This window comes from uncultured Aquimarina sp., from assembly GCF_947496855.1.
Taxonomy (GTDB): Bacteria; Bacteroidota; Bacteroidia; order Flavobacteriales; family Flavobacteriaceae; genus Aquimarina.
On record NZ_CANMED010000004.1, the window covers coordinates 413529 to 436782 of the forward strand.

21 protein-coding genes are annotated in these 23254 nt (G+C 31.9%); 10 read left to right on the top strand and 11 right to left on the bottom strand.

Translation table 11 applies throughout. The annotated features are described in order from the left end of the window. Positions 1–58 precede the first annotated feature (58 nt). On the top strand, positions 59–1336 hold the full coding sequence (locus Q0921_RS14230; protein WP_299257910.1) for a replication-associated recombination protein A: 1278 nt from the start codon (positions 59–61) through the stop codon (positions 1334–1336). Positions 1337–1338: 2 nt separating this feature from the next. Here the strand turns inward: Q0921_RS14230 and Q0921_RS14235 are convergent, their stop codons facing one another. The 6 genes from Q0921_RS14235 to radC are packed head-to-tail and all read right to left on the bottom strand — an operon-like array spanning position 1339 to position 6900. Continuing rightward, positions 1339–2193, bottom strand: a complete 855-nt coding sequence (locus Q0921_RS14235) for a hypothetical protein (protein ID WP_299257912.1) — start codon at positions 2191–2193, stop codon at positions 1339–1341. Further along, positions 2193–3578: a DUF5723 family protein gene (locus Q0921_RS14240; protein WP_299257914.1), complete on the bottom strand. Its 1386-nt coding sequence runs from the start codon at positions 3576–3578 to the stop codon at positions 2193–2195. The genes Q0921_RS14235 and Q0921_RS14240 overlap by 1 nt, the downstream gene beginning before the upstream one ends. Further along, positions 3575–4165 carry a hypothetical protein gene (locus tag Q0921_RS14245; protein WP_299257916.1) on the bottom strand — a complete coding sequence of 197 codons (591 nt, stop codon included), beginning with the start codon at positions 4163–4165 and terminating at the stop codon, positions 3575–3577. The genes Q0921_RS14240 and Q0921_RS14245 overlap by 4 nt, the downstream gene beginning before the upstream one ends. Before the next feature lie 47 nt (positions 4166–4212). Next, complete coding sequence (locus Q0921_RS14250) at positions 4213–4902, bottom strand: YjjG family noncanonical pyrimidine nucleotidase (protein ID WP_299257918.1); 690 nt, start codon at positions 4900–4902, stop codon at positions 4213–4215. Further along, entirely contained in the window at positions 4883–6193 is a 1311-nt protein-coding gene (locus Q0921_RS14255; RefSeq protein ID WP_299257920.1) for a polysaccharide deacetylase family protein, read from the bottom strand. Before Q0921_RS14255 ends, Q0921_RS14250 begins: the two co-directional genes overlap by 20 nt. A gap of 8 nt (positions 6194–6201) precedes the next feature. Next, positions 6202–6900, bottom strand: coding sequence for a DNA repair protein RadC (gene radC, locus Q0921_RS14260; protein WP_299257921.1), 699 nt, complete (start codon positions 6898–6900; stop codon positions 6202–6204). Between the two features lie 228 nt (positions 6901–7128). On the opposite strand from radC, the gene Q0921_RS14265 reads away from it, so the two are divergent. The 3 genes from Q0921_RS14265 (at position 7129) to Q0921_RS14275 (ending at position 8747) form a co-directional block, all read left to right on the top strand. Next, positions 7129–7575 (top strand): hypothetical protein, encoded by a 447-nt coding sequence (locus Q0921_RS14265; protein WP_299257923.1) that lies wholly within the window; start codon positions 7129–7131, stop codon positions 7573–7575. 125 nt (positions 7576–7700) lie between these two features. Continuing rightward, the gene (locus Q0921_RS14270; RefSeq protein ID WP_299257925.1) at positions 7701–8144 is read left to right on the top strand and encodes a DUF1569 domain-containing protein; all 444 of its coding nucleotides are present in this window, start codon (positions 7701–7703) and stop codon (positions 8142–8144) included. 3 nt (positions 8145–8147) lie between these two features. Continuing rightward, a complete protein-coding gene (locus tag Q0921_RS14275) occupies positions 8148–8747 on the top strand; it encodes an FMN-binding negative transcriptional regulator (RefSeq protein WP_299257927.1) in 600 nt (199 codons plus the stop codon). A 20-nt stretch (positions 8748–8767) separates the two neighbouring features. Here the strand turns inward: Q0921_RS14275 and Q0921_RS14280 are convergent, their stop codons facing one another. Together Q0921_RS14280 and murC are read right to left on the bottom strand one after the other, a co-directional pair. Continuing rightward, on the bottom strand, positions 8768–10159 hold the full coding sequence (locus Q0921_RS14280) for a hypothetical protein (protein WP_299257929.1): 1392 nt from the start codon (positions 10157–10159) through the stop codon (positions 8768–8770). Positions 10160–10287: 128 nt separating this feature from the next. Further along, a complete protein-coding gene (murC, locus tag Q0921_RS14285) occupies positions 10288–11640 on the bottom strand; it encodes a Mur ligase family protein (RefSeq protein WP_299257931.1) in 1353 nt (450 codons plus the stop codon). Between the two features lie 344 nt (positions 11641–11984). Here murC and Q0921_RS14290 point away from each other — a divergent pair, with 344 nt between their 5' ends. Next, positions 11985–18077, top strand: coding sequence for an MG2 domain-containing protein (locus tag Q0921_RS14290; protein ID WP_299257933.1), 6093 nt, complete (start codon positions 11985–11987; stop codon positions 18075–18077). A 211-nt stretch (positions 18078–18288) separates the two neighbouring features. Further along, positions 18289–18897: a hypothetical protein gene (locus Q0921_RS14295; protein WP_299257935.1), complete on the top strand. Its 609-nt coding sequence runs from the start codon at positions 18289–18291 to the stop codon at positions 18895–18897. 225 nt (positions 18898–19122) lie between these two features. Here the strand turns inward: Q0921_RS14295 and Q0921_RS14300 are convergent, their stop codons facing one another. Next, positions 19123–19884: a hypothetical protein gene (locus Q0921_RS14300; RefSeq protein WP_299257937.1), complete on the bottom strand. Its 762-nt coding sequence runs from the start codon at positions 19882–19884 to the stop codon at positions 19123–19125. Positions 19885–20230: 346 nt separating this feature from the next. On the opposite strand from Q0921_RS14300, the gene Q0921_RS14305 reads away from it, so the two are divergent. The 4 genes from Q0921_RS14305 to Q0921_RS14320 all read left to right on the top strand — a co-directional run bounded on the left by Q0921_RS14305 (position 20231) and on the right by Q0921_RS14320 (position 22583). Continuing rightward, positions 20231–20410, top strand: coding sequence for a helix-turn-helix domain-containing protein (locus Q0921_RS14305; protein ID WP_299257939.1), 180 nt, complete (start codon positions 20231–20233; stop codon positions 20408–20410). A 58-nt stretch (positions 20411–20468) separates the two neighbouring features. Further along, the gene (locus Q0921_RS14310) at positions 20469–20669 is read left to right on the top strand and encodes a hypothetical protein (RefSeq protein ID WP_299257941.1); all 201 of its coding nucleotides are present in this window, start codon (positions 20469–20471) and stop codon (positions 20667–20669) included. A 263-nt stretch (positions 20670–20932) separates the two neighbouring features. Beyond that, positions 20933–21412, top strand: coding sequence for an integrase core domain-containing protein (locus Q0921_RS14315; RefSeq protein WP_299258234.1), 480 nt, complete (start codon positions 20933–20935; stop codon positions 21410–21412). A gap of 88 nt (positions 21413–21500) precedes the next feature. Next, complete coding sequence (locus Q0921_RS14320) at positions 21501–22583, top strand: alpha/beta fold hydrolase (protein ID WP_299257943.1); 1083 nt, start codon at positions 21501–21503, stop codon at positions 22581–22583. A gap of 140 nt (positions 22584–22723) precedes the next feature. On the opposite strand, the gene Q0921_RS14325 is transcribed toward Q0921_RS14320, so the two are convergent. Together Q0921_RS14325 and Q0921_RS14330 are read right to left on the bottom strand one after the other, a co-directional pair. Continuing rightward, complete coding sequence (locus Q0921_RS14325; protein ID WP_299257945.1) at positions 22724–23005, bottom strand: transposase; 282 nt, start codon at positions 23003–23005, stop codon at positions 22724–22726. A 39-nt stretch (positions 23006–23044) separates the two neighbouring features. Further along, positions 23045–23227 (bottom strand): hypothetical protein, encoded by a 183-nt coding sequence (locus Q0921_RS14330; RefSeq protein ID WP_299257947.1) that lies wholly within the window; start codon positions 23225–23227, stop codon positions 23045–23047. Positions 23228–23254: the final 27 nt, after the last annotated feature.

The following is a 23254-nucleotide window of genomic DNA, read 5'->3' on the forward strand; positions in this document are numbered from 1 at the left end:
TGAATAAAGTTACTAATTATAATATATCTACTTAATGCTCTTTAGTACCTTTGTGATCATGAATAAACCACTGGCAGAAAGAATACGACCTAAATCTTTAGAGGAATACTTGAGTCAAGAGCATTTAATTGGTGATGACGGTTCATTAATTAAACAAATTAAAAAAGGAATTATTCCTTCTTTAATTCTTTGGGGGCCTCCTGGAGTAGGAAAAACTACCTTGGCTAATATCATAGCTAATGAGTCTGGTAGACCGTTCTACACTCTTAGTGCTATTAACAGCGGTGTAAAAGAAGTACGTGAGGTAATTGATAAAGCAAAACAAAGTGGTGGGTTATTTACTTCCAAAAACCCAATCTTATTTATTGATGAGATTCATCGTTTTAGTAAATCTCAGCAAGATTCTTTGTTAGGAGCTGTAGAAAAAGGTTGGATCACATTAATAGGAGCTACCACAGAGAATCCAAGTTTCGAGGTGATTCCTGCTCTCCTATCCCGTTGTCAGGTATATGTTCTTAATCCTTTTGGAAAAAAAGAATTAGAAGCCCTACTAGATAGAGCAATGCAACAAGATGACTATTTACTATCAAAAAAGATAAAACTCAAGGAAACAGAAGCATTACTTAGATTAAGTGGCGGAGATGCTAGAAAATTATTAAACATTTTTGAATTAATAGTTTCTAGTCAGGATCAAGATGATATTATAATTACCAACGATCTTGTTTTAAAACTAGTACAACAAAACACCGTTAGATACGACAAAACAGGAGAACAACATTATGACATCATTTCAGCATTTATTAAATCTGTTAGAGGAAGTGATCCTAACGCAGCTGTATACTGGCTAGCACGAATGATTGAAGGTGGAGAAGACCTAAAATTCCTAGCCCGTAGAATGCTCATATTAGCATCCGAAGATATTGGAAATGCTAACCCTACCGCATTAATTATGGCTAATAATACGTTTCAGGCGGTTACAACTATAGGTTATCCCGAAGCTAGAATTGTTTTAAGTCAATGTGCCGTTTATTTGGCGACTTCTCCAAAAAGCAATGCATCATATATGGCTATTAATAAAGCTCAGCAATTAGTGAGACAAACCGGAGATTTATCTGTGCCCTTGCATATTAGAAATGCTCCAACTAAATTAATGAAAGAATTAGGCTATGGCGAAGATTATAAATACGCTCATGATCATAACAAAAACTTTATACACCAAGAATTTCTTCCTGAATCAATAGAAAACACAAAACTTTATGAACCAGGTAATAATCAGCGCGAAAATGCACTAAGAACTTTTCTAAAATCTCGTTGGGGTGATAAATACAATTACTAGAATTACTGACGGGCAAAAATATCTGTAATCAACTTATCAGTAACGGGATTAATTCTTTCCAGAACAAAATTTCCGTAGGCATCAAAATATCCAATTCCACTTAACTCACCTGCCTGTATAATATAATTGTTCTTCCTGCTAGACTTAAAAACCTTCCCTATAGAAGTTAATTTTACATTTTTCTTTTGCATTAATTCAAAACCATATACTTTGCTTTCAAAAAAGAACGTTTCTTCATTATAAGTAAAGGAAACCGCTTTTGTAATTGGCAAATCTTTTGAGAGTCCATCTCTAGTTTCATTTATTGTCGCTACTCTACCATTTTTGGCTACTGGAGTTTTTTCTATTACAACCGATTGAGCTAAAATTTTTGGTTCTTGGACTGAATTATCTTTATTCTGTACAGGGATTTCCTGTTTGCCATTATACTTATATTTTAGGTACTTTACATCTTTAAAAGCATCTCTAAGAGCCTCATGGTATGATTTCTTGAAATCTTTTTCCCTACTTGTTCCTTCTTTAGAACTAAAAATAACTTTACCGTTACAATCAGTTAAATTAACAATAAGTTTAGTCTTCAATAATCCTGATTCCTTTTTGACATCAGCTCTTAATCCTTTACATCCATTTCTTTTTAGATCATCTGGCAATTCATCTCCTCTTATAAAGGCTGTAAAACCATACTTTTTAAACAAAAATTTTGTCAAAGAGTTTAACTGATACCCGTCATTTTCTCTTAAAAACACATATCCTTCTGGGACAATGATGTATTTGTAATCATTCACACTCTGTTGAGCAGAAAAATTGATAGTAAAGAAAAATGCAAGCCCAAAAAATAAAATACGTGTTATATTCATTACATTATTACATTAAATCCTAATTGAACAGATGCTCCCCTGGCATCTGCAAGATTAGAATATTCTAAAAGATTATTTGCCGAAATATAGAAATTAATTTTATTAATATGGGTAGACATTAAAAAACCAATATTCTTAAAAGAATAATCATCGACTGTATATGTCAATTTTGTTCTCAGAAAACTAGATAAGCGCTTATAATAAAACAGTGATGCGGCATACTGAGGCCTTTTGGGTCTAAATTGTGTAAAAATCTGTAATCCAAACGCATCTTGGTAAGGAGAATCCATACAATCACAGGTACCGTCATCATATTTATTAAAAGAATATTTAATTGAACCGTTAAGTTTTAAAGGACGCAAAGCTGCATAACTTGTATTAAGAGTATCAATAGGTATTGCATCTTCTAACTCGTCTAAAACATCCTGACCATTATTATCTGTAATCGGAGTCTCTAATCCTTCAAAAACAAAACTACCTCTAGCCCTATAGGTCTCAACATCTTTTGTATAAAAAATCATTCCTAAATCGGTCATACTACCAGTAATAGTCCACTGATCTTCTAATTTATAACTAAACCCAATATCCACACCAACACCTAAATTCCCTCCTAGAAATGCTCTTCCCACAAACTTATTGAGCACTTGTTTTGCTCCATCAGCATTATCTTCAGATTCAATGTCACGCAAAGAAGCATATCCAGACGTTTGAACACTGACATCTGCATTGCTAATTACATGCTGATATATATTATTTCCCTGAGGCGTTTCTATCGTCGTAAAAGTTCCTCTATTTTTTGTACTTCTAAAGTTAAACATACTAGAATAAAATTTTGCTCTAGCCCCAAAAGTAAGTTTTTTATTTACTTTTTTATTATAGCCAAAATGGTAAACAGTCAAGAATTCTCCTGTAGCGCTAATATTAGAAAATCGAAACGGAACATTAATAAAATCTTGATTTCCCTGATATGCTAATACTGCAAAATCTTTCGGGAAATAAACAATCAGATCAAGCTCTTGGTATATACCTCCAGAATAGTATAAGTTACTATCCCTTTTACTTCTCCAACCAAAATTTATGAGATCCAATTGCTGTGTTAGCGTAAAATAGTCATTACTACCTAACTTGTTTATTGTATTTTCAATTTTATCATTTATATCTCTACCATCATCTGCAAAAACATCATAAATCGAAGCTCCTTTAAATCCAACATTAAAATGTATCTGAGACAGAAACGGAACTCCTGCATGATACTTAAAATTTACATCCGCACCTGGATTAAGCATTAATGATTGAGGCAAATCCGTAAAATCGTATAAGGTTTCTTTATTCTGAGAATACAATGAGCATCCTAACAACCCCAAAAGGCATAGTAAGACTCTCATAATTGATAATTTACATAATAACTAGCCTTTGATCTTATCTGCAAGACTCCCCTTAGGTCAGAATTTAAAGCTGGAACAATAATCTCTGTAGCTATTTTTTGAGCCGAAGCTAGTTGATTTAAAGTAGCGTTATCAAGTACTATTGGATTAGGGTCGGAAAATGATATTACAGGCTCTGTTCCCTCACCTAGTCCAGCTTGTACCGGAATCCTGTACAATTGCCCTATTGGTTGACCAGCTTGTGTTAAAAACTGAAACTGGATCGTGAATGCTATTGGAATAATATTCCGAACTTCCATAGTTAACTCTACTCTATCTAAATTATCTATCGCAAAATCCGAACCTACTAAATCGTAATTTATCGTGTCTCGTAAAACTTCTGGAGGAATTGTGAATTCAGTATTTGGAGGAGTCCCTTCAGGAATATTATTTTCTACATCAAATTCCGAATAAATAAAATCTGCTTCAAACACAGGTGTAAGAACAACTTCATCAAGTTGCTCAAAATCTAGCTCCTTGACGCAAGAAGCTGTTATCAAAATTGCGCCAATAAATAGCAGCAATGCATAGGCCTTTTTTGTTTTCATCTGGGGGGAGTTGTTTAGTAATAACGAAAATATACAAATATTTATTACTAAATATAACTTTTTATCTGATTTAATGTTGAAACTTGCCTAGCTTTCGCTGGTAATTCTTCTTGATGATAGTTAAAACATATTGTCCTGATTCCCAAAGTTTCTGCACCAACAATATCTGCTTCATAATTATCTCCAATCATCAAACTTTTATCTATATCTGCTCCGGAAACCTTTAAGGCATGTTCAAATATTATAGGGTTAGGTTTTTTAACACCAACCTCTTCACTGTTAGTTACTGTCTTAAAATAATGCTCAATTTTAGCATTAGAAAGTTTTGTATGCTGTACTTCTCTAAAACCATTAGTAATAATATGCAACTGATATTTTGGCATTAAATACTCTAATAATTCTTTTGCGCCGTCAATTAAATAATTATTAAGAGGTAAAAAATTAATATAATCATCAGACAAAGCATCTATAACCTCTAATGAAAATTGTTTACCGAAAACAGCAAAAGCTTCTATAAGACGTCCTCTACGTAGTTCTGTTTTGGTTACTTGCTCCTCTCTGTATAATTTCCAGTAACGTAAATTTATCGGTTGATAAGCTGATAAAAATTGATCCATGGAAATCTGAATTTCGAATTTATCAAACATCAACCGAAACGCCAAAGCCGAATTTTTATCAAAATCCCAAAGTGTATGATCTAAATCAAAGAATATGTGATCAATTTTTTCTATTTTCATCTTTATCCCAAATAAATTCCAATATTGATTTCCAATAACTTTGCTCATTAAGGTCACTAAATAAACCATTGCTAAAAACTGGAATAAACAACCCGTTTACCTTTTTAATTTTATCTACATAAGCGTTTAACTCTTGCTTTACAGCATATTCATTTTCGGCATTTTCAAAACTTTTAGGTGTACAGCAAAAAGAATGTATGACCAATGGTGTTTGCACCTCATAATCCAGATCATAAAACATAAAAGGAGTACAAGTCCCCGCTCTAAAACCAGAATGCCCTGGATAGCCCATAGAATAGTCTTCTTTTACTTCTAATTCAATAAAATTTCTGTAAGCTTCAGGCAACTTAATTTTATAAAAAGCGCATAACGAATATTGCAACTGTCTGTTTACAATATTCTCAATTCTCATTTTCTCTTTTTTTAATGCTCTTAAATCAGAAATAGCCTCATAAGATACCTTTAGTCCAATATCGGTATAATCCGAAACGTGCTTAATTATACTTCGATGTTCGGGATTATTATGACTAATATTTTTCTCATAATTTGTATAATCACCAAGACCAAAAAACATAATACATTTCCTGAAATTCTTTTTTTGTAAATCAATAATAAAATCAAAGGTATCATATGGATCTTTTTTAAATCCTAACATTACCTTAATTCTATCTGTTACCTCATTAATTTTTAACTGCCAAAGATCACGCACCCCTCCCCCTATTGACCTTAAAATTCCTTTTTGCCAATATGCAAAAGTTTGGTTTATGTATAAAATAGGAAGAACGCTAAATTTCTTTTCCTGAAATTCTATATTTGGATATTTTTCTTTTAAAACATTCTTGAATTTATGTGCCCACATATCAACAACTGGTTCTTCCAGAAATCCATTCGCGTAAGCTATACTTTCTTTAGCAGTAAATCTCCCAAGTTCATCTTTTACATGTGGAAGATATTCCTCATATCTGGTTAGAAGATAAAACGTGGCTGCAAAAATATCAAATGGTAATACTGTATTTGCATGTTTTACCTGAAAAAAACATTGTGTATCTTCCCAAGGAAAAACTTGAATATCCACCTCATTAAATCCATGCTCAAAAAGTAAATCAACACTCTGAAAATAAAGTTCTTTTCCCAATGGTTGTTTACCATATGACAGTTTAGGCCCGTCATGTGCGATGAATGACTCTATTTTAGAAGTAAAATCAACTTCTAACCCCAAAATTCGTTTACAGATATGTCGAAACGTGTAAGATACTCTTGGAGTTATTTTTTGGACATAAACTAATAGCATACTTCTGATTATAGCATTACTTCATCTGCAAAGCTAAAATACTTCTTTTCTGTTATTATTAAGTGATCTAACAATTTTATATCTAAACTTACTCCTGCGTGTTTTAGCTTTTGAGTTAATGCCTTATCTGATGAACTGGGAATTAACGATCCACTAGGATGATTATGAGCCAAGATTATAGAGGTTGCACCAAATTCTAATGCATATCTATATACAATTCTTGGATCTACCAATGTTCCGGTCTTACCTCCAATACTGATCTGCTTTTTCTGTAATACTTTATTTGAATTATTTAAATAAAGTACCCAAAATTCTTCATGCTCTAAATCTCCTATAAAAGGATAAATAATATTATACACATCTTTACTACTGGTAATTTTAGATATCACAGGATCGTCTTCTTCCTTCCTTCTTCTTCCCAGTTCCAAACCAGCTACAATAGTGATTGCTTTTGCTTCTCCTATACCTTTGAAACTCATCAACTGCTTTACGGATAGCTTTCCTAATGAATTGATTTGATGGTCTACACTAGCCAAAATTCTCTTACTTAGCGCTACAGCACTTTCATCACGATTTCCTGAACCAATCAAAATAGCAATCAACTCAGAATCACTAAGCGTATTCTTCCCTTTAACCATTAATTTCTCTCTTGGACGATCATTTTCATCCCATTCCCTGATAGAAAATGAAGAATTATATTCACTCATAAAAATTTTTAATACAGTTTTATTCCCTGAACACTTTAAGGCATAAGTATAAACTATTTATCTCAAATACAAGATATTATTATTCAAAACATACCAACAAATATTGTTTAATCTGTTGATATTTACAGATTGACCAAACATATATTTGTTTGAAAATGAAAGTTTTACTATATTTGACCACCCATAATCTAAAAACATTGAATTTAACAACTTCAAATTAACCTATTTATGAAGAACATTTTTACTTTCGTATTATTATTAGTTACCATAAGTTTCTATGGACAAGACAGAAAACGTATAAGTTTTTTGAACCTAGTAGGAAACCACATACAAGTTCCTAGAGGGTGTCAAGCACAATCAGAATTTGAATTACTAGCCTGCAATGGAACCTCTATTAAGTGGGACTATTATAGTGACGATATGCTTTCGGCTGTTTTTGACGCTACTATTGAAGCTTTTACTGCAAGTAACACATCTAAATCTGAAGTAACATTTACTTCTTTTGGATCACCACTTACTGGATTTAAATTTAAGTCTGGAACTACTTTTCAGTATTTCTTGATGGGAAAAATTAAAGACCAACCCTTGATGATCAATTTAGGAACACCTTCAGATATTTCTGCTAATGATGATCTAGAGGGTATATTAAAACTTGTTTTTGAAAAAGTAGGTTAGGCAGACTTAATTTATTTATTTTTAGTTTTATTGAAAAGTTATTTATCAATAGCTTAGGGTTTTTATAGCCAATTTTTAAAATAATTCTGTTATTTTTGAGTATTGGATGTTAAACAATATAAAATATGAAATCCCTCTTTGATGAAACTATAAAAAACGAAATAGAAAATCGTATTCATAAATTATCTACTGACAGTGTTCCGGTATGGGGCAAGATGAATATTTCTCAAATGTTTTATCATTGTCAATTTCCGCTTAAAATTGCTTTAAAAAAAGAACATCCGCCGATGAAACCTAGTTTATTGGCTAAGTTATTCTTTAAAAAAGCAATGTATAATGACAAACCGTGGAAGAAAAGTTTACCAACACATCCAAAACTTAAAGTAGTAGAAACAAAGGTTTTTGAAGAAGAAAAACAGACTTTACTAAAATTAGTAAACGAATTCTCTGAAAAAAGAACGATTACCGAATGGGATCCACATCCTATGTTTGGAAAATTCACAAAAGATCAATGGGGTAAAATGCAATACAAGCATCTGGATCATCATTTACAACAGTTTAACATATAGTCTGTGTACCCACCAAAACATCACCAAGACTATAACACAGAGAATATTAAAAATGTAGCAGTTGCATATCCCTTTGCTACCATAATTTCTGCACAAGAAACAAAACCTTTTATTACTCATGCTCCCCTTATATTTCATGAAAATAAACTTGTGGGACATATCGATGCCAATAATCCGCATGTTGAATTATTAAAAGACAACTACCCTGTAACCACTGTTTTTCAAGGGCCACAAACTTATATTTCACCATCTATTTATACTACCAAGCAATTACCTACCTGGAATTATATCATTGCACATGCAACAGGAATTGTAAAAGAAATTAAAGATCCTGAATCTATAAAAAAATCTATAGTTACTATGACTGATTTCCTAGAGGCTCCTAATAAAGATTTTAAATTATCAATAGAAGATTCACGCATGGATCGTTTAGTTCCTTATATACATTGTTTTGAAATCGAAGTACAACAATGGGAAGGGAAATTTAAACTTAGTCAGGATAAAGTACCTTCTGATATTGAAAATGCTAAACAAGAATTAATCAAAAACAATCAGAAGAGTGTTGCTGATTTTGTAAATGAATTGTTTGAGATGCATTTTTAACATAACATTTTTAAAATCTATTAATCTATTATTACCTCACTATAATTAAAAGGATATTCACGTTTAATATTCTTAACCTCTTCCTTACAAAATTTAAATTGCTCATTATTAAAAGAATAAATAAAACAATTCCCTCTATCTGATACTACTTCAAGGCTTTTTCTCTTTTCCAAAATAACTTGCTTATAGCTAGATAAAACATCTATGTATTTTTGATAAGATAGGTCTTTAGAATATTCGAATTCAAAATAAACATCTTCTCTAGCATATCTTTCGAATATTTTTTTTAACTCTTTATCTCCCACATTTTTTTGTTCTTCTATAGTATAACCATTTTCAATCCGTATAGTTTTTTTTGTAAGTCCCTCTAAGTAAATCATATCTAACCCAAGTGGCATTGGAAACTCTGACATCAAATAATCAGGAATCCTAATTCTTGTTACAATACCATATTTAGGATAACGTTCTGCACGTTTGTCATTCTTTTTAGTAACATATTTAATTCTATGATAGCCATTAATATAAAGTACTTTCTCTAATTTTTTCAAAATCGTAATTGGCGTCTTTTTTGGAGCTAACAAACTAATCATGGTAAATTGCCTTCTATATATATCATTCTCCATACTTTTCAAATAATCATTATACTTATCCAAAGCTATCCTAAAATCTCCTCTATCATAAATAACATAATACTTTCCTTCATCCCAAAACAATTTAAGAGTCATAGATGAAATTATATCCTCATAATTTTCGTGTTCAGAAACCGGCAACTCTATTACAGGATTACTTTCTTCCATTAAATCATTTATTTTTTGTGAGTCTAACGGATGATAAAAAGCTAAAACCAGTGCAATAATTGTTAACATTAAAAAATGTAGAATCTTTGTTCTTAGTTTATTTTTTTTGATCACCTGACTTAAAGTTTTCCAGCTTTCTAAAAACAAGACAATTAATAATAAGACAAATACATAATAATATTGATAAATGAATTCAAAATCTATGAGCATAGAAACCATCAAACCAATAAAATAAGCAACTTTCGTAAACCAATACACAAAATTAAACGTAAGAAATATCTGATCATTAATAAGTCGTTTATACTTTGTGGAGTGATTTCTAAATATTCTTTGAGGCCTGCTTAAGCAGAATAAAATAAATGCTGAATTACCTAGTACGACTGCTAATCCAGATAACAAAACATTGTTCCAATATTGTTGATAAGGGTCAAATTTTATAATTCCATTACTATTACTAAACCCAAATTGAAACACTCTAAAAACTTCAACAAAAATGATCAAAAAAGAGTACACTAGAAATACTACAAAAAAACCAATTCCTAACCCAGCTATGAGTCTGCTGAAACTTATCTTTTTAAAATCAAAATCGTTATCTCCAAATTTCCTTTTTATCATACTATGCCGCTTCATAAATAATTCCTCTACAATATTGGTACTATTTACAACCGTAGTGTTACATGACTAAACAGAAAAAGGTGTCACAAAAATGTAACACCCTATTTTTATCTTTCCTTAAATTTAAATTAAATCATCTCTTTCACTTCATCAAAATCTAGTCCTCCGTAATTACCGCTACTCATAAGCAACAAGGTAGAATCTGTAAAATCCTTTTGTTTTAAATATGATTTAAATTCCTCTGGATTGGTATAAATAATAAGGTCATCTCTTTTAAAAGCTTTTTCTATCTGATCTACAGACACTTCTTCTAACTGTTTAATTTTCACAGCATCAGGAGAATAAAACACCACAGCTTCATCTGCAGCATTTAGTGCTCCTTCATATTCCTTTAGAAACTCTGCGTTAAGACTGCTATATGTATGCAACTCAAGACAAGCGACTAACTGCCTATCTTCATATTGCTCCTTGACAGCATTAGTAGTTGCACTTACTTTTGATGGACTATGTGCAAAATCTTTATAAGCAACAGCTGTAGCACTCTCTGCAATTTTCTCTAAGCGTTTAGAAGCGCCTGTAAAAGATGCAATTGCCTCATAAAACTCATCCTCATCAATACCCATATGCTGGCAAATCCATTTGGCTCCAGCCAAATTACTCAGATTATGCGCTCCAAAAACTTCAATAGGCATTTCCCCTTCTGGAGTTTGTAATAAAGTCTCTCCTTTTTCTACACGATATTCTGGAGTCGTATATGGTATTTTGCGAATCTGATTTTCTGAGTTTTCAACCACTTTAACGACTTCAGGATCTTCTGAATTATAGTTTATGCTTCCTCCACGAACAATACTATCTACAAAAACCTGAAACTGTTCTACATAATTATCAAATGTTGGAAATACATTAATATGATCCCATGCAATGCCACTTATCAACGCAATATTTGGTTGATATAAGTGAAATTTAGGTCTTCTATCTATTGGTGAAGAAAGGTACTCATCACCTTCCAGTACCATAAAATCATTATCTTCTGTGAGATGCACCATAGTGTCAAAACCTTCTAATTGAGCTCCCACCATATAATCCACTTCCTTTTCGTGGTAATGTAATACGTGCAAAATCATAGAAGTTATAGTAGTCTTACCATGAGAACCACCAATGACTACACGAGTTTTATTCTTAGATTGTTCATAAAGAAATTCAGGATATGAATATATTTTTAATCCTAATCCCTGTGCTTTATTTAATTCCGGATTATCTTCCTTGGCATGCATTCCTAGAATAATAGCATCAATATCTTCAGTAACCTTTTCAGGATACCATCCAAACGTTTCGGGAAGTAATCCATACCGATCTAATCTAGACTTTGATGGTTCAAAAATCACATCATCACTCCCAGTTACCTGATCTCCTTTTTGATGCAGTGCCATAGCTAGGTTGTGCATGGCACTACCTCCTATCGCAATAAAATGTACACGCATAATTATATTCTTGATTCGAAAGAGTAAAGATAAAATTAATTGCGAAGTTAGAATTATGATTTACGATAAAACAAAACATGTAGGTTTTGGACTTTATTTTTTTCTGTCAAAAAACAAACTTTTATCGCTTTGTTAAGCTAACGCTTTAAGCCTCTATACTGAGTTTCTCAAACACGGACATACTCACCCGCTAAAATACTACACTAAACAAAACAAGGTTTTCCCTAATTTATCGTTGCAATTATGTAGCTTTATATAGTTATTTACTTTATTCGAGTTTTTATTTAATAAACATTGGAATAAGACTTGTATTATTGTTTTAACAAACACAAAAAATCAAACAGATGAACAAATATATCATTCTTGTTTTCATACTCTTTATTACAAACCTAAATTATATGATGGCTCAAGATAACTATCAAAACGATTGGAAAAAAGTAAAAGATTTTGATCAACAAGGGCTTCCAAAATCTGCATTAGAAGCTGTAGAAACGATTCACACTAATGCTAAAAAAACTAACAACACGAATCAAATCACTAAAGCATTATTCTATAAAGCTAAGTATAATTTGGTATTAGAAGAAAATGCACAACTAAATATCATAAAGGAATTTAAAAGTGAAATTGCAAATAGTGAATTTCCTAGAAGGAATATTCTAGAAAGTATTTTAGCCAATCTATATTGGCAATATTTTCAGGAGCATCGATGGCAATTTTATAACAGGACTAAAACTTCTCAAAAAGTAGACACCGAAGATTTTAGAACCTGGGATTTAGAAACTTTATTTACCGAAATCCATTCCTATTATGAGAAATCATTAAACAACGGTCTATTAGCCCAACAAACGGATCTTGCAGAATTTAATGATATACTTTCTCAATCCAATGATTCTAAAACATATAGACCCACACTTTTTGATTTTTTATCACATAATGCTTTGGCATTTTATAAAACTTCAGAAACCAACATTACAAAACCAGCATATGCGTTTGAGATAGATTCTCCTGATTATTTAAAGAGTTATGAGGAATTTTCTAGATTGAACATCACCACTAAAGATTCATTATCATTACAATTTCACGCGTTAAAAATATATCAAAACCTTATTAATTTTCACAAAAGAGATAAGCAACCTGATGCCTTAATTGAGGTAAATATAGAGCGCCTGAAGTTCATCCACGACAATGCTACATTTAGTGATAAACAAAAACTGCTACTAGCAACTTTGGTTTCAGAAAAAGAAAAACATCAAAATAATGCTTCTTCTACTTTATATGACTATGAAATTGCTGCGCTATACCAAACACAGGCCGCAACGTATATCCCTGCCGAAAATGAAACACATCGATGGACACTTCAGAAAGCCTTAAAAGTTTGTGAAGAAGCGATTAATAAATATCCAGAATCTAGAGGAGCTAACAATTGTAGTTATTTAAAAGATCAAATTCTTAATAAACAAGTAAATTCTATCACATTAGAAAGTTATATTCCGATTAACAAACCATCCAGGCTTCTAGTGAATTATAAAAACTTAGAGCTACTATATTTTAAAGTTCTAACAGTCAAACAAAATCAATTAAAATCATTTCAGGAAATTTATAAACAAAAAGAGAAAATTGCTTTTCTGAATAAATTATCTATTGTTAATTCATGGAGTTCCGCGATTCGTGACGAAAAAGACTATCAAAATCATACCACAGAAATTGCAGTCCCTGAATTAGAACAAGGAAGTTACATTATCGTTGGATCAACTACAAAAGACCTAAGCGAAGAACATACATTTTCTTTTGGAAACCTTCAGGTCACCAACATTACACTCATTGAAAACAAAACAGCAAGCAAAACAAAGTTTCAGATAACAGATAGAAACAATGGTGCTCCGATTCCTAAAGCCTCTATAAAATTGGTTTCTAACAACCAAAGAAATAGCTTAAACCAAACCTTGACTACTAATGAGAAAGGAGAAGCTTCTTTTTCTAAAGAAGGCTATTATTACAATGTTTTAGCAACAGTAAGCAAGGGAACCGACAAAGCTTATTTTAGTGGATTATATCTTAATCATTATCCAGACAATAGCAAACCAGATACAAGTACTAGATACACCTCCTTCCTTTTTACAGACCGAAGTATATACAGACCAGGACAAACGGTCTATTTCAAAGGAATTATGATGACTGCCAAAGGAAAAGAAAACCCTAAAGTTGTCACCAACGCATCTGCTTTTGCAAAATTAATTGATGTAAACGGACAAGAAGTAAAGTTGTTGAGTTTTACAACGAATGAATACGGATCCTTTGCAGGTGAGTTTATATTACCATCTTCAGGATTAACCGGTAATTATAGCATTCAAACGAATAATTATTACAGTACTTCTATTTCTGTGGAAGAATATAAACGTCCTAAATTTGAAACTAAATTTAACCCGGTTACTGAAACCTACAAAATTAACGACAGTATAAAACTTACAGGAACCGCCACCGCTTATGCAGGAAGTAATATTACAGATGCTAAAGTAGTATATCGAGTATATAGACAAGTGCAATATCCTCGCTGGTGTTATTGGTATCCAAGAAACAGAACCGAAGAGCAAGAAATTACACATGGAGAAACCAAAACTGATGATACGGGTGAATACAACATCACTTTTGCCGCACTACCAGACAAAAATGTTTCGAAAGATAATCAGCCGATTTTTACCTATAAAGTGATAGCAGACGTAACAGATATCAATGGAGAAACAAGAAGTACTACTACCACTGTTAATGTTGGATATCACGCCTTAACCACATCCATAAATATCTCTTCCGAAATTGATAAAACCAAAAAAGATAATACACTCAGCATCGCTACTCAAAATTTAAATAATGAATTTGTAGCTAATAGCGGAACGATCAAAATACATAAGCTACAAGCGCCAGAATGCCCTTTGCGTATTCGCCCATGGAAAGCACCAGACTACAGTAGCTTTACAAAAGAAGAATTCAAAAAATTATTCCCTCACGACGCATATGGCAATGAAGATGATTTTAGAAACTGGAAAAAAGGAAGCATAGTTTTTGACAAAACCTATGATACTAAAGAAACTAAAAACAATGCTAAAGGCACCAAAGATATATCTTTTGGAAATATTAAAAAGTGGGAAACTGGTAAATATATTATAGAACTTAGTACTAAAGATAAATTCGGACAAAAGGTAAAAGATATCAAGTACATCACCGTATTTGATCAGTCAGACGATACTATTTCGGATAACAAATTGTTTGAAATTACAACAAACAAGAGTACTTATAATATCGGAGATGAAGTGGTGTTAAAACTAAGTTCAGCATCTGAAGATATTTCTATTACTATAGATATTGAAAAAAATCATAAGGTTATCGAAACCAAAATTGTAAAGCTATCCAATACTAGCAAAACGATAAAAATTCCAGTAAATAAAGAAGATTTGGGTGGGTTTGCAGTTATGTATAGTTTTGCAAATTACAATGCATATACAAGTGGAACAATTCCTATCGCGGTCCCTTACCAACCTACAGAACTTACTATAGAAACAAAAACATTTAGAGACAAACTACAACCAGGACAACAAGAAACATGGAGTTTTACAGTTAAAGGTCCAAAGGGAGACAAAGTCACTGCCGAACTGCTAGCAAGTATGTATGATATTTCTTTGGATCAGTTCAGACCACATCAATGGTATTTCAATCCGATTAATAGACCTATTTATTATTCTTATTCACAGCGAAAAGCTGCTAGAAGTTTTACCCAAGGAAATTTTAATATTTATAATGGATATACTCGCAATACCAGTTTCCAACATCAAGGATATGACCAACTAAATTGGTTTGGTTTATATTTTGGGCAAAGCTATCGTTATAACAATCTCGGATCTCAAAAAAGAGGTAGAATGAGTAAATCTGCTCCTGCCCCAATGGCATCCATGGAAATGGCTGCAGATGATGCGGAAATGGAAGAAGTTGCCGTAGCTGGTAATGCTATGAAAGAAGAAAGTGAAGTAGATTCAATTGGTGTCGAAAATAAAAGTAATAAAAAAGATGATAAGAAAGAGCAATCTCTAGAAGGTGTCAAAATTCGTAAAAACCTTCAGGAAACCGCTTTTTTCTTTCCGAAGTTAACCACGGATCCTGAAGGCAATATAAGTTTCAATTTTACAGCTCCAGAAGCTTTAACTAAATGGAAATTACAACTACTTGCTCATACCAAAGAATTGAATGCAGGGACACAAATATTAGAGACGATTACCCAAAAAGAATTAATGATCTTGCCGAATCCACCGAGATTCTTGAGAGAAGGTGATCAGATTATTCTAAGTTCTAAGGTTTCTAATATTTCCACCAAAGATCTTACAGGCATTATTGAATTACAATTAATAGATGCTTTAACAGGAAAATCTATTGATGCAGATTTACAGAACACCAATATTCGTCAGGAATTTTCTGTAAAAGCAGCAGGAAATACGAATGTATATTGGAATCTGAAGATTCCAGACAATGTGCAAACAGTTCAATATAAGATTGTAGCCAAAGCAGGAGATTTCTCTGATGGTGAACAGAATGTATTACCTGTGTTATCCAACAGAATGTTGGTAACAGAGACATTACCAATGTGGATACGTTCTGATCAGACCAAAACATTTACGCTAGATAAACTAAAGAGTAATACGTCCACTACATTAAAAAATCATAAGCTTACTTTAGAAATGACCTCTAATCCGGCGTGGTATGCTGTACAGGCACTACCTTACCTTATGGAATATCCATATGAATGTGCTGAACAAACATTCTCCAGATATTATGCCAATTCCCTAGCGAGTCATATAGCAAATGCTAACCCTAGAATCCAAGAGGTATTTAATCAATGGAAGAATACAGATGCGTTACTAAGTAATCTAGAAAAAAATCAAGAGTTAAAATCTTTGATTATCCAAGAAACTCCATGGTTACGAGATGCCCAAAGCGAAACCGAACAAAAGAAACGAATCGCATTGCTTTTTGATCTTAATAAGATGAATAACGAATTGCAGCGTGCATTAAATAAATTACAGCAAATGCAATTTGGTTCAGGAGCATTTCCCTGGTTTAAAGGCGGAAGAGAGAATCGCTATATCACGCAGCACATAGCAGCAGGTTTTGGACACTTAAAAAAACTAGGCGTTACAAAATTTGAGAATAAGACTCAGAATATGCTACAAAAAGCAGTTCGCTATCTAGATCAGGAGTTTGTAAAAGAATATAAAGAGCTTAAGAAATACTGTGAACGAAATAAGATCGATATCAATAAAGATCACCTGAGTTACACACAGACTCACTATTTATACATGCGTAGTTTCTTTTCGGATATCAAACGGGCTAACAGCACTAATGAGGCTTGGAAGTATTATATGGGACAGTCCAAAAAGTATTGGCTAAATAAAAGCTTGTATTCACAAGGAATGTTGGCCTTGATATTACATCGAAATAATGATGCTACTACAGCAACCAAAATCATTAAATCATTAGATGAGAAAAGTATTACTAGTGAAGAACTGGGCATGTATTGGAAATCCAATACTGCTAGTTGGTATTGGTATCAAGCACCAATAGAAACTCAAGCATTAATGATTGAAGTTTTTGCGGAGATTGAGCAAGAACCAAAAAAAACAGAGATCGTAGATAATCTTAAGGTTTGGTTATTAAAGAATAAACAGACCAATCGTTGGAAAACTACCAAAGCCACTACAGAAGCTGTATATGCTTTACTATTACAAGGCAGTGATTGGTTATCCGTTACTGATATGGTAGAGATTGTATTAGGCGATCAAAAAATCGATCCTAGCCAGATGGAAGATGTAAAAGTAGAAGCCGGAACGGGATATTTTAAAACTTCTTGGAATGGTAGTGAAATACAAAAAGATATGGCTACAGCAAAAATCACCAAAAAAGGAAAAGGGATTGCTTGGGGAGCTTTGTACTGGCAGTATTTTGAAAATCTGGATAAGATAACCTCGGCAGAAACTCCATTAAAGTTGAAGAAAAAGTTATTCCTTAAAAAGAATACGGATACTGGTGAGGAGATTACAGAAATCACTAATAAAACACAATTAAAATTAGGAGACTTGGTGAGAGTACGCATAGAATTAAGGTCAGATCGCACCATGGAGTTTGTGCATATGAAAGATATGCGTGCGGCTGGATTAGAACCCATCAATGTCATCTCACAATACAAATACCAGGATGGATTGGGGTATTATGAAAGTACAAAAGATGCTTCTACCAACTTCTTCTTTGACTATTTACCAAAAGGGGTGTACGTTTTTGAATATGATCTGCGTGTCAACAACAAAGGCAATTTCTCTAATGGTATCACTACCATACAGAGTATGTATGCACCAGAGTTTAGTAGTCATTCTGAAGGAGTACGAATAAAAGTTGAATAATAATACTTTTCTGCTTGCCAAAACGAACTGATAGATATGATTACAAGAATGGATTATTGTTTTTTTGTGGGGAATTTTGTATTTTTTTTAGAACATAAAATAAAAATTATCCGTAGAATTAAACGTTTAATTCTACGGATAAAAATAAAGATATAATAGATATATGGTTACCTTTTGTAACTATATAAACATGTTAGACACAATTCTAAAAATGACAAATATTCAAGAACTAAATAATAAGATCAAGGATTTACAAAAGAGTAAAGCTTACTCAGTTGAATTACTTGAAGAGATTGAATCTGAAATCAAAAATTGGAATAAAAATGAGGAGTTGACTATACTAGATTTGATCAAACTAAATTTATTTAGAAGTGATATTAAATCATTAAACTCTATACTTGGAATTTTATATAGTACTTATAATTTTGATGGAGAAATAGAAGAGAAAGTTAGTATTGAACTGATAAATACTCTAAATATTTTGACAGATACTCATCACGAAATTGACAAACAAAATGTTGAATATTCTTATTATTTAATATTTGATATCTATTTCCATAATCCTGGATTAATCGAAGAGTTGAATTCTAAACAAGTAAATGATCTAACAAAAGAGATAAAGAAAATTTCAAAACTTGAATACTCAATTGATAAAAGTAAGGATAGTGATTTGTTAATTGCTATTCAGAAAATAATTGATTTAACCTATTACTTTGGGAAAGACAAAGCAGAAGTAATACTAAAATCATATTTCTTAACACATTTCGATGATTTTGTAAAAGATTGTGCGGAAATTGAGTTGAAAAGAAACTGTGCCTAACAACATCTATGCGATAATGCGGAGTTTAGGTTTATTCAAAAAGTCAGTGCTTATTTGGTTTATCGCCAAAGTATTAAATTTAGTATTTTAGAAAATATAAAAACAAAACATAAACTTTGGCTAAGTGCTTACTCGAAAACCAGTGATTTTCTGCTCCCGCACTACGCATAGCTAAACGTTAGCAACCATTTCCCTTTACGAACATTTCTATTAAACTCACCAATATCAAATTAAAATTAAATCGGTAAAGGGTAAAAAAGATAAACCTACACCTATCAAATTATTAGACATATGAAAAAATAGTGGGTATTGAAATCCAAAGGATATTCTAATATACCCATAAATTAAAGCACTCATCAATTGTGGTAAAGTAAGAATTGGAAGTAAAAGAATATTATACCTGTTTAATTCATACTTCGATATGTGTATCCAAGCAAAAAATATACAAGAGATATAATAAATATTTCGAAAGTGCACGCTCCAAAATTTAATCAATTTTTCATTTACTGATTTAATATTGATTACCAAATAAAAAGCTATTCCTAAAAAAGTTGATATAACTATCCTAGTAGAAAAGCTTTCATCAATAACACTAATTTTGGTGTGAAAAAGAAATTTAGTTAAAATATAATAGCAGAGTACACTTGATGATAAAACTAAATAAATAGGTTTAAACTTCAATGAAAGCCTGAAGGCAACTTCTTCAATAAATGGTAGAATCACTCCTCCTACTAATAAAAAAACAATTGGAGTAAAACGTTCAGACATATTTCCTTTTTGTATATTTTCTGGATCATATACAATTGCAAAAAATAAAACAACCGGAATTAAGAATACTAACTTTAAAAAATAGAGTCCAATGGTATCGTAAATTTTAAACTTCACTGATTTTTCGAGATTTTTCTCAATTCTAGGCTTTTTAATAAAACCTACAATTTCTTTAAATAATGAGAAGTAATATTTAGGTTTAATCAAAGGGTATTTCATACTTTCATGTTTTATTGAAGACGATTTATAGTGTTATTTGTTACGACTTGATTATATCTAGTTCTGAAAATGAAAACGGTTGCTAACACGATATATAGCAAATAGGGCGATTAGTTTTCAATCAAAAAATTATTGTGTATTTGCAAAGTCACCAAATCTTTTGATTTGGTATTAAAAGAGAAAAATTAAAACAAAATGAAAAAATTTGGCCTGTGGCTTAACCGAAAATAATCGCTTATTTTCTGCCCAACTTGCCATATATTAAACGTTACCTGCAAGCAGGTACGTTAAAGGAACATAGTTTACACTTTTTAAAGTTATAATTTGAGACAAAAATCAAATTATCATGCCTTGGAAATCAACAACAACTATGGAACAAAAAATTGAATTCATCTGTGAATGGTGTGCTGGAAAATATACCATTACAGAATTATTTAGAAGTTTTGAAATCTCAAGACCCACAGCTTATAAGTTAATAAGTAGGTTTGAAAAACAAGGTTTTGAGGGCTTAAAAAAAGCACTCTAGAGCGCCTACAAATAATCCCAACGCAACAAAAGAAGATATCATTAAAAGTATTCTAAATTTGAAAGCAGAATACAAACTTTGGGGAGCTAAAAAAATAAGAGAATTATTGTTTAAAGAGTTTCCATCCCAAGAAGTTCCTTCGGTGGTTACGGTTCATAATATTCTAAAGAAAAATGGTTTGGTATGTCCTCAAAAAAGAATGCGAAGAGTCAAACCCGCACACATTATTTTCGACCCTAAATCATGTAATGAAGTTTGAAGTGCGGACTATAAAGGAAAGTTCTTAATGGGAAATAAAACATACTGTCATCCGCTAACCATTGCAGATTCTAAAAGTCGATTTTTATTCACTGCTAAAGGGCATTACAAAGAAAATCTAAAGTCGGCTAAGGCAGCGTTTAAAAGGGTTTTTAGAATATTTGCTCTCCCTAAACAGTTACACACCGATAACGGCAGTCCTTTCGGATCGGTAAGGCAATTCAACGATTTACACAGCTCTGCTATTGGTTTATTGAAATCGGCATTACTCCTGTTTTCTCTGATCCTGGACAGCTACAACAAAACGGTAGACATGAACGTATGCGTCGCGATTTAAAAGCTGCTTGTGCAAAACCTTCTGCTTATGATTTAAAAGCGCAGCAAAGGCGATTAAACCACTTTGTAAAACAATACAATAACATAAGACTGCATGAGGCATTAGACATGAAAACACCAGCATATATTCATGACTTTTCTCACAGGCCATTCCTTGAAAAAATAGCAAATTTTGACTATGATTCTAAGTATAGAATTCTTAAAGTAACTAAAAGTGAAGCGGTGAGATGGAAGTCCTATTATTGGGTATATATATCAGCTGCTTTAAAAGGAAAATACATTGCTATTGAAGATATTGGAAATGGAATTTGGAAAGTCTTTTATAGAAATGTATTTTTAGGTTTCTTTGATGAAAAACATCTTAGAAACAAACAACAACCGACAACGTTAGAAACTAATTTAGTGTAAACACCTAATCTTTAACTTGTGTAACCATGTCCCTTTACGAGCATGAAAAAAAACATTCTGCTAAATTCAAAAAAGAAGATTTAAAAAAATGAAACAAATATTTTACCCATTATTAATTACTTCAATTTTAATATTAACCTCTTGCAAACAAAATAAGGAAAAAAGTGCTATTGATACAGAATTTTATATTCCTGTTGAAAAATCAAATTTATTTATCCGTTTAGTTGGTAATCCAAACAAACCTATAATTATCGATTTGCACGGAGGACCTGGTGGTTTTTCAGGTTTTAGCCACGAAATATACGCCCCTTACCTTGAAAACGATTATTTACTTGTTTACCTTGACCAAAGAGGAAGTGGTAGGTCTGATATTTCGAACGATTCGACCTTATTAACTACACAGCAATTTGTAAAAGATTTAGATGTTGTAGTTGATACACTTCAGAACAGATATCCGAATAAGAATATAAATCTTTTAGGCACTTCTTGGGGTGGGACATATGGTTTACTATATTTAATCGACCACCAAGATAAAATAACATCTTTTGCCTGCACAAGCGGAAAAGCTAATTCTGTTTATCAAAATATTTCTTTGATAGAACACGAAGAAGAACTCGCAAAGAAGTTTTTGGCAAAAACGAACAATCCAAAGGATAAAAAGCTATTTGACGATATGCTGACAAAGCTATCTGAAATAAAAAATAGTGGTTTTAAAGATTTCTACACTAATATGAACTTGATAAAACATAAATTTCCAAAAAAACTCGGTTTTAGTCCTTATAAATACGAAAAGGAAGATGATGAAAACAAGAAGCTATTAGATACAATTGCGGTATTTAAAAGAGCCAATTACACACCAGAAATGCTAAAAACTTCTTTAGAAAAAATGGAAATTGTAAATAAGCAATTTCGCAATACACCTTCTTACAACAATTTGAATATTATCGATGAAATGAATATTATAAATAAACCAGTTATTGTTCTGCAAGGAGAATATGATTATGCTGTTGGTATTAAACAAGGTGAAATGATTTATAATGCGCTTAAAGGAGTTCCAGAAGAAAATAAAGAACTACATATTATCCCTAATACAGCACACAATTTAAAAAAGGAATCCGTTCGCGATGAGTATTTCAATTTAGTAAAAACATTTTTTGACAGGCACAATTAAATTATGAAACATCAGAATTTATTTCTTGAAAAAAATAACAGAAAAAACACCACTAATGCTAACAAGGGTAACCGTTGTACAAGCCTCTAAAAAATGAAAATTGATTAAAAAACCAATGTTCTAAGCTCTTCTTTTTGGTACTAATATTGTAATATCTTAAGTAAATACATATGCTCTAAACGGCTTATTTGATGGTTTAGAATGGGTTTTAATCGAAAAACAAAGGTAAAACATACTCCAGTTTGACTTACTGGAGTTTTCTTTATGAATTTCAAGTATTTCTTCAGGTTATAAGCAATAGCTGCCATAAGCATGCACTTATTTGCATTTCGGATTCCTAATGTATTGACTTTTCTTAAGGCCATAAACTCTTTTAAAGTACTGAATACTGGTTCTACGGCACTTTGTCTTTTGGCTTTCATATACCGCCCTCGTTTACTGTTTACTCTAGCGATGTTTCGCTAATACTCCTTTCTATAATACGTAACACTAAACTTCTTTTCCTGAGCAGATTTACCTAAACAGCTACTGCGTAATGGACAGTCTATATAGATCTTATTAGAAGCCCGGTATTCTTTCTTTTTCGTATTACTTTTCTTCTCTATAAAAACTTTAGTAAAAGGAATGATCTTGCCTTGTGGCATACATAATGATCTTCTTTTTTATCGTAA